This is a genomic window from uncultured Gemella sp. (assembly GCF_963519265.1).
GTDB lineage: Bacteria > Bacillota > Bacilli > Staphylococcales > Gemellaceae > Gemella.
On the sequence record NZ_CAUQNQ010000035.1, the window covers coordinates 1 to 15,058 of the forward strand.

The following is a 15,058-nucleotide window of genomic DNA, read 5'->3' on the forward strand; positions in this document are numbered from 1 at the left end:
AACAAGCTGTACAGCAGTCTGGGTTAGAAAATTATATTTTAGAAAATGAATTAGGCCTACAAACTTTATGTGGTGAAAATGGAGCAAATCTATCCGGTGGACAAAAACAAAGACTTAGTATTGCACGTGCCTTAATTCGTAAAACACCAATCTTATTACTGGATGAGGCTACCTCATCTTTAGACAATCAAGTTACTACTGAAATTGAAAATTCAATCTTGAAAATCCGAGATTTGACAACTCTTGTTGTCACGCACAAGTTAAATGAAACTCTTTTAAAAAAATATGATAGAATTCTTTTTATGAAAGACGGTGCCATTGTTGAAGATGGTTCTTTTGATGACTTGATATATAGGGAAGGTGAGTTTTATAAGTTGTTTGGATCAAGTGCGTAACTTTGATAGAAACGGGAGATTAGTAGCTGAAGTTAGTGATAGAGTATTATTATTTATTGTATGTTGAAGATGTAAAAGTGCCAGTTTACATTATTGAATATTTATAAAAACTTGCTATTTTTAGAGTAAGTAATTATAAGTTGATAACGTTTTAATATTGATAATCTTTATCAGTGAAATTCATTTGTTGTTTTATTAGTATTAGTATATAATCTTAATTGAAAATATACATACTTTAGGAGAATAAGAATGAAGTTAGAAGATTTTACAGAACAGGAACAAGAACAGATAAAGAAAGGTCTTACTTTTTCGGTAATTAGTGATAAAGAAACTGCGGATAGAATACTTTCATTAGTTCCAGAAGAATTAATGAAGAAAATTCCATTTTTTGTGAGAAAACATGCTAATACGCGTACTGTTAAGAGAATTTCTATCGAATATCCAGAACTATACGCAGCAGCTCAAAAAGAGGGAGAATGGCCAGAAAAAGAAAAAGAAGAATTACGTAAAATTATTACAGCCATTTTTCAAGAAAAAATGAATAAACACCAAATTAAATAATATAAAATTTAAAAATTATGGATATTATTATATACCAGGATTAAAAAGAGAAGTAGAGTATTTAGCTTTTGATTCTGGTATTTTTATATTGTAAGTTATTAAAATAGGTTCATGCTTGCTCATTTTTCTGAGATATACTATAATAAAAAAGATAGATAAATAAGTATATTGTAATTTTTAAGCAAGTTGATAAGGAGAAAATTATGTCTAGTAAAAAAAAATATTCGATTAGAAAAGTTTCAGTAGGTACTGCTAGTATATTAATAGGTATTGCTGCAGGTTCTCTTGGGACAGCTTATGCACATGAAGACACAAACAATGTTGTTGTAAGTGCAGAAGTTAATCATGATGTTAATTTAGAACATGTAAACAAACCTGTTTTAGAAGAAGTTGAAAAACCAATGCCTAAACCTGAATTGGCTCCAAAAAAACCTAAAGAAACTCCTGCAGAAGCGCCTATACCAACAGCACCGACGCTACAACCAAATATGGAAGATAGAGTGATTCAACCATCAGTGGAAGATAAGGTTGACTGGGAACTTATAAAAGAAAAACAATACTTAAAATATTCACTTGAAAATATTATTGATGTAACAGAAAAAGAAAGATTAGTTAATAATTTATGGGCAGCTAAATCTAAAGAAGATATCGAAAGAATAAGACTGGACTATGAGGCTGTAAAAAAATCTGAGGAAAAACAAAAAGAATTAGATGAAAAAGTATATTCTTTGAAAAGGCTCCACAATTTATACATTTCAGGAGATAAAGATGTAGAATTTACTAAAGAAGTAGCATCAGCTAAAAATGATAATGAATTAAATAGGATTATAAATAAATATAAGCTAGAAGAACTGAAAAAAGAGTTAACAAATAATTATAATTACCGTAATATTCCTAGAGAAGAGATAAATTCTGCAAATTCAATAGCAGAGTTAAATAATTTAAAAGAGAATTATAGATTACCTGGTATAAAAGAAGATTTAGTAACTTTATTAGATCGTACGTCAGAAACTCGTCGTGATGAGAATACAGGTGAGAGACTTCCTTTATTATCTATAGAAAGAAAAAATATTTTATTAAAAGAAGTAAATTCTCTTAAAAGTGAAGAAAAAGCGAAAGAATTAAAAAAATTAATAGAAACTGAGCAGGAAATCATTTATAAGAGAGAAGAAGCAATTTCTAGAATAAAATATCATTTAACTGATTTAACTGATGAGCAGCTTGTTCCCTTTGTAAATGAATTGGAAAAATATACAACTGAAGCTGATCTTAAAAAAGTGAAAGATAAAATAGAAGCTGAAGATAAGAAATTAAGAGAAGAACGTATAAAAAAAGAACAAGCTAATATTTTAGATGTTCTAAATACGAAAGCTAAACTTAATGATTATGAAAAAGAGAAGCTTAAGCAAGAAATGGAGAGGCTTTATAAGGAGGAATATGAAGTTTCACCGAGTAGATTTAATTTAGGGTTAATTGAAAGGAAAGAAACATATTTAAAATATAAATATGTTGGAAAGAGTAATAGTGAATTTGAAATTCTAAAATTTATTCAAAGTGTTGAGGAAATTAGAAATAATGAATATTTATCTGATGAAGCAAAAAGGAAATATATTGATCAGATAATTTACAAAAAAGAACATAGAAATATGGGTGAACTTATAAAAATTGAAGAATTCATAGGGAAACTTGAAAAATCTAACTTATCACTAGAAGATAAAAATATTTTAAGAAATAAAGCAAAAACTATTCTAACTTTAAAAGAAAAACAAGAGCTTTTTGATAGAGGAGAGACGCTATTTAATTTTTATTCTACTCTTGGATATTTAGAAGAAATTGATAAAGTGCAAGAAATACCGGCTGATATCAAAAAAATAATGAAAAATTATCTATTTAGTGATAATAATGAAAAACATCTTCATTTTGAGATTGAAAAATATAAAAATTATTATTCGTTGAAAAATAGAATTTCTACTATGAATTCATTACCTAAAGAATTAACTGATGAACTGAAGAAAATGTTAGAAGTAGTAGAAAAAGGAGAAATACTTCGAATAACAAATAGCCTTACTGGAAAAAATAAAGAAGAGCAATCTGGTGGCTTAAAAGTTACTCTTACAGGGGAAAGTAAACTTTCTCAATTAACAACAAAGGTTGAAAGTTTAGAAAAACTATATTCATATATTCGTATTCCAGAATATAAACTTATTAAGTTTAGAGATGAAATGTTAGATGCTGCCTACTCAGAAGAGGTACGAAATACACTTGCTACTGCTCGCGCTGTACAAGAAACATTAGAAATACTTGGTTATAATGGAAATTATCCAAAAGTTGAAGATAGACTAAAAGATAAAAAAGCCGCATCAAAAGAAGAAAAAGTAACTGAGGATAAGAAAGAAAACAAAGAATCAGTGAAAGATGAGACTAAAAAAGCCGCATCAAAAGAAGAAAAAATAACTGAGGATAAGAAAGAAAACAAAGAATCAGTGAAAGATGAGACTAAAAAAGTCACACCTAAAGAAGAAAAAGTAACTGAGACTAAAAAAGAAAATAAACAACCAGCAAAAGCAGAAGATAAGAAAGATAATAAAGAATCTGTAAAAGAAACTGATAAGAAGGAAGTTCCTAAAGGACAAACTGTTCCAGAAAATAAACAAGAAGTTCCTAGCAAAGAAACTCCAAAAGTAACTTCGGATAAAACAGATTCATCTAATAATAAAAAACAAGAATCCTCAAAGAATAATGCGCCAGTTAAAAATAAAGTTTTATCTGCAACATTATCAGGGCGTGATGTAGCTGTATCTTTTGACAAAAATAAAATAAAAGCTGACGATGTCTTTGTAGGTGCGATAAATGATGAGATGCTAAATAAAACTATTATTGAAAAATTAGGTAGTGAATATAAAGTTATTGAAGTTTTTGAAATTCATTTTAAAAAAGACGGGAAAAAAATAGATAGTGATGCTGAACGTACAGTTAAAGTATCAGTAGTGAAAAATGATAATGCAGAATTAGAAGTATATCACATAGCGGACAACAATGTTTTAGAAAAAGTTGAAAGTAGCTTTAGTGACGGTTCGCTACAATTCAAAATAAACCACTTCAGTAAATTTACTATTCTAGAAAGAATCAGAGTAGGAGCTAAAGATTTAGAAAGCCGTGTTCAAATAGTAACACCGGTTAAAGCAGAGTATAAAGCTGAAAATAAAAAAGAGGTTTCTGATAATAGTAATAAGGTTAATAATGACAAAAAAGAAGTAACTAATAAAAAAGAAAAAGAAGAATTACCAAAAACTGGTTTAGAGTCAGAACAGACAATTAGTATGGCTTTATTAGCTCTAGCAGCAGCGATAGCGGTTAGAAGAAAACAAAAACAATAGAATCTATTAAATTAAAAGTAGAGAAATTAAAAATATATAAACTCGAAATTAGGAAGATATCCTAGTTTCGAGTTTATTTTTCATTTATGAATTTATGTCCAATATATTGAAAGATTCTTACCATTTTATTTTCTAAAGGAGTTTGAACTTTGAAAAAGAAATAGTGATCTCTTTTATCTTTTGATTTATTAGCAGTTAATCTGAAAAAATTACTATTGTTATTTACCATTAAATTTAGAATATCGTCTGTTAAAAATGTTAAGGGTACATTTAATGCAGAATATTTATAGAAATCTTTTTCAAATTGGTCGTAATTACTACTAAAATAATCAAATTGGACTTCATGTTGATTAAGCTTGTTCATAGTCTAATTCCTCTGCTAAAGAAACTTTTAGAATATTGTTGATTGAAATTTGCAGTATATTTTGTTTAGTTGAAAAATAAATAATATCGTTAGTACAATCAACAACCTTTCCTAGATATGGTTCACGTTGAGTGGAGGTATATAAATACGATAGACCTTTAAAGAAATATAGTTGGTTTAATAGTAGTCTTTTTTCGTCTTCATCCATATTGTTTGAAAAATCTATAGTGTCACCTTGCGTATTAATCGCGGTAGTGTGTTCTGAGATGAAAAAGCCCATCCACTTAGCCATTCCACGGTCAGCGTATTCTCTTGCAGATTTATAGGGAAGATAATTTCTATTTATCATATTATTCCATCCATGCCACCAGCATGACCTCCTACTAGTTTACTTCTTTCTTTTACACGTGAACCTTCCATTAACATACTTCCATTTTGAACTGATAAGAATCCGTATTTATCACGTATAGTATCTAGTGTTTTATCAATTTTTCTTTGTTTTTCAATAGCTTCAATATCATCGAATAACGTATAGATTGTAAGATTATCATCTATTAGATTATCGTATCTAACTGCAATAGAGCGTACGGCACCACCGTCATATTTACTTCTGAAAAGCGATAGAACATGGTCGGTTAATTGTTTTGTGCTTTGAGTAGGGTTGATTTTTTTAGAGGCATTAATAGATTTTTTGCTTTCAATTTTACTGTAACTGATATGGATATGTACTGATTTTGCCTTTTTCTTAACTCTTCTTAGTCTTATCGCGACTTGCTCTGCCATTTCTGACAAAACTAGTTCTATTTGTGATCTGATCTTATAGTCTTTAGGTAGTACTTGCGAATTACCTAAGCCCTTTGATTTGGGTTTATAAGGTTTTGAAGGTTTGCTTTCATCGATTCCATTTGCGTGGAACCATAACTGAACTCCAATTATACCGAATTCCTTTTTTAATATATCTGGATTAGCATTTGCTAAGTCTTTAACAGAATATATTTTTAATTTATTTAATCTTTTTTCTGTCCTGTTTCCTATTCCCCAAAAATCAGTAAGTGTAGGGATATTCCACACTTTTGTTTCAACATCTTCATATGACCAATTAGCACGCATAGTTGGAGTTTTTTTCGCTTCATTATCTAGAGCAAGTTTTGCCAAAAGAGGATTTGCATTACTCATTCCTACAGTGGAGTAAACACCTGTTTTTTTCCATATATCATGTTGGATTTTTGCGCAAATTATGTCCAATTTTTCTTTTCTTGTTTTTGTAGAATCTTTTATGAAGTAATTGAGCGATTGCGTTAAATCGATAAATCCTTCGTCTATAGAATAGGGATGAATATCCTCATCTGGAACATAATCTTTAAGTACGTTGAGTATCTGTATATTTTTTTCGATATATAGAGTCATTCTTGGGGGGACGATGAGTGTTTTTTTAGCCCAAGCTTCAATATGATTGATATATTGTTGAGTTATTTCAAGACCTTGTCTTTTTGCGTTATAAAATGAAAATCGTCGTGTATTAATATCGAAGGGAAGATCATAACTTCTACCTACATTATTTTTCCCAAAGATTTCTTTGAAAACAGGGGAACTTGCTAATATTAAACCGTTAGAGTTATCACTTCTGCTCATTACACAAAGTGAGGTTGTTAAAGGATTAAGTCCACGTTCTACGCATTCTACACTCGCATAAAAAGATTTCATATCTATAAAGGCTATGTCTGAATGAGGTTCTAATGTATAGTCGATTATTCCCATATTATTACACCTCTTTTATAGGTTTAAATGAATCTGTAACAACTCCTACTATATTTACTTCTTCTATCGGTGCTATTATGTCTTTGTAGTTGTTATTAATAGAAACTAGACGAACTGTATTTTCTTCTAGAAAGACTTTTTTATGTATGTTTCCTCATTATAGACTACTGCATAAACCAACCCATCAAAATCGTATCCAGTTTTTTTAATCAAGGCAACATCTCCGCTGTGGTATTTTGGTTCCATAGAATTCCCATCAATCCAAGAGGCTATATCGTATGATATGTCTTTGTCGAAGTAAACAGTATCGAACTCATAATCTTCATAGTAAAAGTTACCTAAACCAGCGGATAATTTTGCGTGAACTTGATATTTATATAATTGAGAAACATATAGCTCGTTAGCCATAGTCAAAAGTTTCTTTTGATTTATCTCGTTTAATTGGAGATATTTATTAACTATCTCATACTCTGATTCAAAGTAAGTAGTCTCTACATTAAAGTAAAGTGCCAGTTCGTCTAAATTTTTTTTATTAGGTATGTATTTTCCTTTTTCCCAACTATTGTAGGCGGCACGTGTAACGCCAAGGTGTTCAGCTACTGCAGTTTGAGAAACTTTTTGTTTAGTACGTAAGGATTTCAATCTATTATTACAAAACATAACAACCTCCATATAATATTTTGTAAAGTTATAACTTTACAAAATATTATAAATGATTATAAGGAATTTGTCAAAAGAAAATAAAAGGGGAGTGACTCAACAAAATCGATTTCCCCGAAATCACGATTTGTAAGTCACTCCCGCTCTAAAGAGTGTATTAAATTTATGGGTTCATATTAACTCGGTGCCATTCGTTTATAACATAAGAAATTTGTCCTACTTGATCTAATCCAACAAGGTTTACTTCTTCAGTAGCAGGAGTAGCTCCTCCTAAACCTGCAGTATATAAAGCGATAATGTAAGGTGTTTTCTCATAAACAATAGCGTCAACATTTAGTGCTTCTTTTACATATCCAGGTTTTTGTTCTATTACCAGATTTGGAAGATAGCGTTTGTAGTAGTCTCCTGGGAAAGATTCACCAATATATGCACGAATATCTTTATATTTTTCTCTATTATCCCACAAGTGTTGTAATACTTGAATATAATAGTTTGTTGTTGTTTTATTTTCTGTACTAAAGTTTTTTAATTCTGCTTTAGATTCACCGTAGTTACTATACATTTTGTATACTTTGTTCATACCACCAAGACGATCGGCAAGGGCGTACGCAGGAGTATTTTCTGAATGAACTAATGAATAGTATTGCATTTGGGGAATAGTCATAGCCCCTTTAAAAACTTTAACATATGTGTTGTGTTCACCATCATACTCATAGTAAGTGTTAGTGATATCATAACGTTTAGTCATAGATAAGTTATATTTTTCAAAGTTATCTACTACTAACATATTAAGTGGTAATTTATATGTAGAACCAGCAGTCATAGGTTGAGTTTCATTCATTTCAATTAATTCACCAGTTGCTAGGTTTTTATATGAAAAAGCTATTTGTGAATTTTTTATCCCATATTCTTTTGCATATGCTTGTATAACTTGAGGTAAAGTCATATTAGCATAATCATAATACAAACCATATGCATTCATAGTAGGGGTATCAGCTTTCATAACAGCTTGTTTTTCTTCTAAGCTCTTACCTTTTTTTTCTGGTTCTTTTGTTTTTTCTATATTGTCATGATTATCTTTTGTTGTATTGTTTTGTTCATTGTTTGTATTAGTATTGTGATTGTTACTTTTCCAATATGATTGTATATATTTAAAGTCGAAAAAGTTAACGTTGTGGGTACGTCCGTAATAATACAAACTAGCAATTGCTACAGAGAATAGTAGAATTACTGATATTATAATTTTTTTTATTTTTGACATACATGCTCCTGTATAAACTTATTTAATTAACTTAATAATTATAATGTAATATGTTTTAAAATTCAAGAAATAGATAGTTAATATAACAATATAAATTTATGAAAATAATGAAAGAAAAATATTGCATTTGTAAGGAGATACAGCTATATGTATAACTTCGAAATTATAATATTATTTTGCTATCATTATGTATAAAATTATGGTAATATGATATGAATTAGAGATTAAAAAAAGGTTAGGAGATTTAATGACAAAAAATAATCAAAAACGATTAATTATATTTTTTATAGTGATGTTTAGCCTTATTGCGAGTGGTTACAATAGTTTTTTGAAACCTTTGGATAGTATGATTATTAATTTTATTCAAGGGTTAGAAAATCCAATGCTTACAAGCATATATTTAAATACGACAAATATAGCAGATCAAAAACCTAGTGCAATAATAACTGCTATAATAGTTATTATTTTATTTATGAGTAAGTTTAAAAGAGAGGCTCTATTTTTAACTCTTACAATGGGAACGTGTGGTATAGTGATGGCATTCATTAAAACGATTTTTAATCGTCCTAGACCTAATATTCATCGTTTAGTTGAATTAAATAGTTTAAGCTTCCCTAGTGGACACACGACTTCAGCAACAATAATGTATTTAACGTTAGCATTAATATTTATTAAATTATCGAAGAAAGGAAATAATAATTATTTTCCTATTCTTATAGCAATAATGGGAATTTTATTTATAGCGACTTCTAGAGTATATTTAGGAGTACATTATCCGACGGATACGATGGCAGGGATGTGTTTAGGTAGTGTAATAGTATTAACTTATAATCTTATCTATTATAATAAGAAGTAGAGGTGAGGTAATATGAAAAAAGTTTTATTAATAACAGGTTCATTTGGGAATGGCCATCTTCAAGTATCAAAAAACATTAAAGAAACATTTGAAAAATATTATGCTGATGAAATTGAAGTTATTGAAACAGACTTGTTCTTACAAGCGCACCCGAATTTGACTCCAGTGTTAAAAAAATTATATTTATATAGCTTTTCATATTTTAGAGATATTTACGGGTATTTGTATTATGCAGGAAAAAATCATAGTAATATCTCTGTTTATAGATATTTTAGTTCTGAGTATTTGAAAAAACTAGTAAAACAAGCTAAACCAGATATTATTGTCTCAACATTTCCAACTCCGGCTTTATCATTATTGAAAGATAGGCAGATACCGATAGTTAATATAATAACGGATTACCATTTTCATAAAAGTTGGTTAACTAAAGGTGCATTTAGATATTATGTAGCGACAGATGATACTGAAAAAGAGTTATTGAAGTTAAATGTAGAAAAACAAAAAGTTAAGAAATTTGGAATACCGATTGCTGAAAAATTCGATGATAAAATGGATGTTGAACAATGGTTGAAAGATAATAAATTATTTATAGATAAAAAGACAGTTTTATTATCTGCTGGTGCTTTTGGGGTATCTACTGATTTTTCGAGTCTTATCGAAAAAATACTGCTGAAAAATAAAGATACTCAAGTAGTAGCAATCTGTGGTAAAAATAGAGCATTAAAACATAAATTAGAAATTGATTATGCTGAACAAGAAATGGTTAAGATTCTAGGATATACTGAAAATATGCGAGAATGGATGCAGACTGCTGATGTGCTTATAACTAAGGCAGGAGGAGTAACTATTTCTGAAGCATTAGCCAGTAATATTCCACTGATTCTCTTTAACCCAGTTCCTGGACAAGAGATGGAAAATGCTATCTACTTTAGGAGAAATGGAATGGCAGAAATCGCTAAAAATTTAGAAGAAGTATTAGCTTGTTTAGAAGAACTATTTTTTGAAGATAATATTAAGAAGATTAAATACAATATGACAAAAAATTATTTACCGCATGCAAGTTATAATATTTGTAAAGATATTATGGGGATTTTAGAGTTGAATAAAATATAATATTAATTAATTTTATGGGTGTTCTGAGTGAGGGTGACTCGATAAAATCGATTTTTCTGAAATCGAGATTTTTGAGTCACTCTTTTTTTATTTTGCCAAAATGATATTTTTAATATATAGGATAAAGTTGAAATTTTGTATACCAACTGAGTAAAGTTAAGTGTGATTTTTACTGATTTGTTACTGTGTTCAACTCTTATCTTATCTTTTTCTCTTTCTATTGTTATGGTATAATAGCATATAGAGTGAGTCGTTAGAAATCATTCAAGGGATGATGCGACGGTTAAGAAGTAAGAAATAAAGATTAAAATAAAACATTTAGGAGATAAGAGTGAGAGTAGTTTTACTTTGTAGGTATGATGGTAGTAATTACCATGGGTTTCAAATACAACCAAACAATAATACAATTCAAGAAGAAATTGAGAAGAGTTTAAAGAAAATTAATAAAAAAGATGTACGACTTTATATGAGTGGAAGAACGGATAGTGGTGTTCACGCTTATGGTCAGGTATTGCATTTTGATACTGATTTGAGTATTCCGGATGAAGCATGGGTTAAGGCACTAAATGCTACTATTCCGAAGGATATTAGAATAGTGGGGGCGACGTCAGCTTCGGAAGGTTTTCATGTTAGGTATAATAGTACACAAAAAACATACTATTATAAACTACATATCGGAAGAGAAGTGGATCCATTCTTACTAAATTATGTGGGTAAACATAGTTTTGATTTTAATTTCGAAAAAGCTCAAGAAGCCTTGCAATATTTTATAGGGGAACATGATTTTTCATCATTTTGTTCGAAAAATTCTAGCGTTGAGGATAAGGTTAGAACGATATATAGTTTAACTATGGAGAAAGATATGGTTAATCCTAATATTGTAAACTTTGAAATTACTGGGAATGGTTTCTTATATAATATGGTTAGAATAATTATCGGAACTATACAAAATGTGGCTGCCGGTAAATATGAAGCGGATTATGTTAAAGAAATATTAGAAAAAAAAGAACGCCAATTCGCAGGGCCTAAAGCTGATGCAGCAGGATTGTATCTTAAAGAAGTGGTTTATGATGATGATAAAATAAATAAATTTATAAATAATAGTTTAAAAGCTTATTGTAATAAATAAAGGTAAATCCCCAAAGTAAGTTTCAGTAAGAAATCAAAGTGAGAGTTATATTTTGGAAAATGATATAAATATATTTAAATAGCTATCCGTATTTAGTTTGAGAAAAATCGGGATATTTGATATAATAAAAAGATATTCTGTAGAAAATTAGGTAATAAAATGATAAAATTTGAAGATGTTTTTTTTCAATATTCTAGTTCTAAAAAGACTGCATTATCAAATATAAATTTAGAAATAAAAGAAGGGCGCTGGCTTAGTGTTTTAGGAAAAAACGGAAGCGGAAAGTCAACGCTTATGAAGTTGATTTATGGGCAGAATTTAGCAACTTCTGGAAAAGTAACTTTTAATAATAAAGAATACAATAAAGAACTTTATGATGATATAAAAAATAAAATAGCTATTGTTTTTCAAAATCCTGATAATCAATTCGTAGGATCTACTGTGGAAGAAGATATAGCATTTGGACTTGAGAATAGAAATATTCCTCAAGAAAAGATGGATGAGATAATAGATAGAGTATTGGAAATTGTTGATATGACGAACTATAGAAAATATGAGCCCTCATCATTATCAGGTGGGCAAAAACAAAGGGTGGCAATAGCATCTTCGCTAGCTTTAGCTCCTGAGATTTTAATATTGGATGAGGCTACGAGTATGCTTGATCCTAAAGCTAAAAAGTCTATTTTAGAGTATATAAAAAAAATAAATAAAGAAAAAGGAATAACTATAATCTCTATCACTCACGATGCAGAAGAGAGTGTTTATTCAGATGATATTGTCATATTAGAAAGCGGAGAAATAGTCTATCAAGGGGATTATACAACGTTATATACTGATACTGAAATTTTAGAAAAATATAGCTTAGAGGTTCCTTTTGTAGAAAGAATAAAAAAAGACTTAAACAATTACCTGAATCAAGAAATATTTGAAATAGAAGAAGACGAGGGGAGTGTAGTAAGAAAAATATGCAAATTAGTTTAAAAAGTGTAAGCTATACTTATAATTATAAGACCCCATATGCTAGAGAAGTCTTAAAAGATATAAACTTGAAGATAGATGAAGGAAGTTATACGGTAATAGTAGGTAAGACAGGTAGCGGAAAGTCTACTCTTATAGAGCATATTAACGGCTTATTATTACCCATAAAAGGAGAAGTAGCAATAGATAATATATTGATTACTAATCCACAGAGTAAAAAAGAAAGAAGAGAATTGGCTAAGAAACTGAAAATATTAAGACAAGATGTTGCGGTGTTATTCCAATTTTCTGAGCAACAATTATTCGAAACAAGCGTGTTAAAGGATATTATCTTTGCGCCCTTAAATTACGGAGTCGCAGAGGAAAAAGCTATCTCGAAAGCGAAAGAATTAATAAAATTAGTAGGACTTGACGAAAGTTACTTAGATAAATCTCCTTTTGAATTGTCAGGAGGAGAGATGAGAAAAGTTGCTTTATGTGGTGTACTTGCATTAGAACCAAAAGTACTAATATTAGATGAACCTACAGTAGCTCTAGATTATCAGAGTCGTGAGGAAATCATGGCTATGGTGAAAAGACTTAAGGAAGAGTTCGATATGACAATAGTGCTTGTAACTCACAATATGGATTATGTATTAGAATATGCGGATAAAGTTTTTGTCTTAAAAAATGGAGAAATTAGTTTTGAAGGTAAGGTAGAAGACCTTTTCTTGAATGAACAAGTACTCAAGGCGAATTCATTAGAATTACCAGAAGTATTGAAGTTTTACAAAAAATTAGAAGCAAATAATATAGTATTGGATGTATTTCCTAGGAAATATGAAGAATTAATTAATGCTTTAAAAAATAAGATAGGAAGTAGTAGAAATGAATAATTCGTTAATAAGTAAGTATATTCCATTAAATACTATTATTCATAATCTTGATCCGAGAACTAAAATATTTTTTGTGATTTGGTACTTAGTAGATGTCTTTATTGCATATAGTGTGTTAGAATTTTTTATCTTATTTTTAATGTTGGTGGCGATAGTTATACTATCTAAAACGAGTCCGGCATTTTTAATTAATAGCGTAAAAGCTATTAGTATACTAATTTTATTTACTTCATTGATTCACCTTGTTTTTAATAAAAAAGGTACCGTGTTGTATGAAGTATTAGGTTGGAAGATTTATAGCAGTGCACTTTTAGGAATTGCATTGATTACAGTCAGGTTTATTTTAGTTGTTGCGATAATGGTTGTCTTTATGGCTACTACCTCACCAACAGAAATAACAAGCGCTATAGAAAAGAGTCTTGGGTTTCTACAGAAGGTAGGGGTGCCAATCTCGACTTTTGCGTTAGTATTATCTATATCGCTTAGATTTATTCCGACTATATTAGAAGAAACTAATAGAATAATAAATGCACAGGTTTCACGTGGTTCAGATTTTAATGAAGGAAGCCTAGCACAGAAAATAAGGAAGTTTATTCCTATACTGATACCATTATTTATAGCTACTTTGAAAAGGGCTGATGAGCTTGCTACTGCAATGGAAGTAAGAGGCTATTCTACTACCGGTGTAAGAAGTAAGTATAAAGTACTAAAATATAATAAACTAGATTATTTAAGTTATATATTAATAATAGTTATTACAATATTTATAATGTTAGTGTAGTATGAAATTTTAGAAAGGAGATAGGATGGAAACTGAAATAATTAATATTTCGAAAAGTGAAAGTAAAGAAGAAATATACAGTAAGTTAACTGAGTATTACAAAAAAGGAAAGCTTGTAGCTATTCCAACAGAAACTGTTTATGGTTTAAGTGCTAACGCTATGGATGATGAAGCGGTGAGTAAGATATATGAGGCAAAAGGTCGCCCGAGTGATAATCCATTAATTGTTCATTTTTATGAAATGAGTCAGCTAGATAATATCGTTGATTATAGTGATGAAAATGTTAAGAAACTGATAGATAAGTTCTGGCCAGGTCCGATGACTTTAATTTTAAATGTTAAAGAAAATAACGGTATTTCTAAAAAGGTTACTGCGGGCTTAAATACATTAGCTGTCAGAATGCCGTCTAATGTTACTGCTCGAGAATTATTAAAAGAAACTAAAGTTCTATTAGCAGCACCAAGTGCTAATACAAGTGGAAAGCCATCTCCGACAAAATTTGAACATGTGTATCATGATTTGAATGGGAAAATAGATGTAATAATCGAAGATGAACAATCGGATATCGGCTTAGAAAGTACGGTTATTGATTGTACAAGATATCCACTTGTTATTGCGCGCCCTGGGGATATTACTAAAGAAGACATTGAGTCTGTATTAGGGGAAGGTAGTGTGAAGTATAATGAAGAAGTACTTACACAGAATGCCGCACCTATATCGCCGGGAATGAAATATAGACATTATTCTCCTGAAGCGGAATTAGTATTGTTTAATGATTCGTTTGAAAATTTAATAAATATTTTAAAAGATAAAAATCAAAAAACAGGTTTTATTACATACAAAGAAATGAAATCTAGAGTTAATGATTTAAATGTTTCTATAAAATATTTAGCAGATAATGAGAAAAGTGTTGAACAATCTAATAAAAATTTATATAATATTCTAAGGG

General features: G+C 29.5%; 14 protein-coding genes and 1 pseudogene. 10 read left to right on the forward strand and 5 right to left on the reverse strand.

Annotated features, from left to right (window positions below; translation table 11 throughout):
- From RWN11_RS04950 to RWN11_RS04960, 3 genes are all read left to right on the forward strand, one after another.
- On the forward strand, positions 1-395 hold a 395-nt coding region (locus RWN11_RS04950), incomplete at its 5' end, for an ATP-binding cassette domain-containing protein (RefSeq protein WP_314160673.1).
- Positions 396-644: 249 nt separating this feature from the next.
- Positions 645-956 carry a hypothetical protein gene (locus tag RWN11_RS04955; protein ID WP_314160674.1) on the forward strand — a complete coding sequence of 104 codons (312 nt, stop codon included), beginning with the start codon at positions 645-647 and terminating at the stop codon, positions 954-956.
- A gap of 203 nt (positions 957-1,159) precedes the next feature.
- Positions 1,160-4,333, forward strand: a complete 3,174-nt coding sequence (locus RWN11_RS04960; RefSeq protein WP_314160675.1) for a YSIRK-type signal peptide-containing protein — start codon at positions 1,160-1,162, stop codon at positions 4,331-4,333.
- 73 nt (positions 4,334-4,406) lie between these two features.
- Here RWN11_RS04960 and RWN11_RS04965 read toward each other — a convergent pair whose 3' ends face one another.
- The 5 genes and pseudogenes from RWN11_RS04965 to RWN11_RS04990 form a co-directional block, all read right to left on the reverse strand.
- Positions 4,407-4,697, reverse strand: coding sequence for a DUF5960 family protein (locus RWN11_RS04965; protein WP_314160676.1), 291 nt, complete (start codon positions 4,695-4,697; stop codon positions 4,407-4,409).
- On the reverse strand, positions 4,684-5,046 hold the full coding sequence (locus tag RWN11_RS04970) for a hypothetical protein (protein WP_314160677.1): 363 nt from the start codon (positions 5,044-5,046) through the stop codon (positions 4,684-4,686). The genes RWN11_RS04965 and RWN11_RS04970 overlap by 14 nt, the downstream gene beginning before the upstream one ends.
- Positions 5,043-6,455 carry a Y-family DNA polymerase gene (locus RWN11_RS04975; RefSeq protein ID WP_314160678.1) on the reverse strand — a complete coding sequence of 471 codons (1,413 nt, stop codon included), beginning with the start codon at positions 6,453-6,455 and terminating at the stop codon, positions 5,043-5,045. Before RWN11_RS04975 ends, RWN11_RS04970 begins: the two co-directional genes overlap by 4 nt.
- Before the next feature lie 4 nt (positions 6,456-6,459).
- Positions 6,460-7,127: pseudogene (locus RWN11_RS04985) on the reverse strand (helix-turn-helix transcriptional regulator).
- A gap of 151 nt (positions 7,128-7,278) precedes the next feature.
- A complete protein-coding gene (locus RWN11_RS04990) occupies positions 7,279-8,376 on the reverse strand; it encodes a serine hydrolase (RefSeq protein WP_314160680.1) in 1,098 nt (365 codons plus the stop codon).
- Between the two features lie 247 nt (positions 8,377-8,623).
- Here RWN11_RS04990 and RWN11_RS04995 point away from each other — a divergent pair, with 247 nt between their 5' ends.
- The 7 genes from RWN11_RS04995 to RWN11_RS05025 all read left to right on the forward strand — a co-directional run.
- Entirely contained in the window at positions 8,624-9,232 is a 609-nt protein-coding gene (locus RWN11_RS04995; protein ID WP_314160681.1) for a phosphatase PAP2 family protein, read from the forward strand.
- Between the two features lie 12 nt (positions 9,233-9,244).
- Positions 9,245-10,345 (forward strand): MGDG synthase family glycosyltransferase, encoded by a 1,101-nt coding sequence (locus RWN11_RS05000; protein ID WP_314160682.1) that lies wholly within the window; start codon positions 9,245-9,247, stop codon positions 10,343-10,345.
- A gap of 331 nt (positions 10,346-10,676) precedes the next feature.
- On the forward strand, positions 10,677-11,474 hold the full coding sequence (gene truA, locus RWN11_RS05005; RefSeq protein WP_314160683.1) for a tRNA pseudouridine(38-40) synthase TruA: 798 nt from the start codon (positions 10,677-10,679) through the stop codon (positions 11,472-11,474).
- A gap of 159 nt (positions 11,475-11,633) precedes the next feature.
- A complete protein-coding gene (locus RWN11_RS05010) occupies positions 11,634-12,455 on the forward strand; it encodes an energy-coupling factor transporter ATPase (RefSeq protein ID WP_314160684.1) in 822 nt (273 codons plus the stop codon).
- Complete coding sequence (locus tag RWN11_RS05015; protein WP_314160685.1) at positions 12,440-13,327, forward strand: energy-coupling factor transporter ATPase; 888 nt, start codon at positions 12,440-12,442, stop codon at positions 13,325-13,327. Before RWN11_RS05010 ends, RWN11_RS05015 begins: the two co-directional genes overlap by 16 nt.
- A complete protein-coding gene (locus RWN11_RS05020; RefSeq protein WP_314160686.1) occupies positions 13,320-14,108 on the forward strand; it encodes an energy-coupling factor transporter transmembrane component T in 789 nt (262 codons plus the stop codon). Before RWN11_RS05015 ends, RWN11_RS05020 begins: the two co-directional genes overlap by 8 nt.
- A gap of 25 nt (positions 14,109-14,133) precedes the next feature.
- A partial coding sequence (locus RWN11_RS05025) for an L-threonylcarbamoyladenylate synthase (protein ID WP_314160687.1) occupies positions 14,134-15,058 on the forward strand: 925 nt, incomplete at its 3' end.

Excerpts from the sequence above, each read along its gene's own strand:
- RWN11_RS04965 (WP_314160676.1), bottom strand. The coding sequence starts at position 4,697 with ATGAACAAGCTTAATCAACATGAAGTCCAATTTGATTATTTTAGTAGT.
- RWN11_RS05020 (WP_314160686.1), top strand. The coding sequence starts at position 13,320 with ATGAATAATTCGTTAATAAGTAAGTATATTCCATTAAATACTATTATT.
- RWN11_RS05000 (WP_314160682.1), top strand. The coding sequence starts at position 9,245 with ATGAAAAAAGTTTTATTAATAACAGGTTCATTTGGGAATGGCCATCTT.
- RWN11_RS04960 (WP_314160675.1), top strand. The coding sequence starts at position 1,160 with ATGTCTAGTAAAAAAAAATATTCGATTAGAAAAGTTTCAGTAGGTACT.
- RWN11_RS04955 (WP_314160674.1), top strand. The coding sequence starts at position 645 with ATGAAGTTAGAAGATTTTACAGAACAGGAACAAGAACAGATAAAGAAA.
- RWN11_RS04975 (WP_314160678.1), bottom strand. The coding sequence starts at position 6,455 with ATGGGAATAATCGACTATACATTAGAACCTCATTCAGACATAGCCTTT.
- RWN11_RS04995 (WP_314160681.1), top strand. The coding sequence starts at position 8,624 with ATGACAAAAAATAATCAAAAACGATTAATTATATTTTTTATAGTGATG.
- RWN11_RS04990 (WP_314160680.1), bottom strand. The coding sequence starts at position 8,376 with ATGTCAAAAATAAAAAAAATTATAATATCAGTAATTCTACTATTCTCT.
- RWN11_RS05015 (WP_314160685.1), top strand. The coding sequence starts at position 12,440 with ATGCAAATTAGTTTAAAAAGTGTAAGCTATACTTATAATTATAAGACC.
- RWN11_RS05010 (WP_314160684.1), top strand. The coding sequence starts at position 11,634 with ATGATAAAATTTGAAGATGTTTTTTTTCAATATTCTAGTTCTAAAAAG.
- RWN11_RS04970 (WP_314160677.1), bottom strand. The coding sequence starts at position 5,046 with ATGATAAATAGAAATTATCTTCCCTATAAATCTGCAAGAGAATACGCT.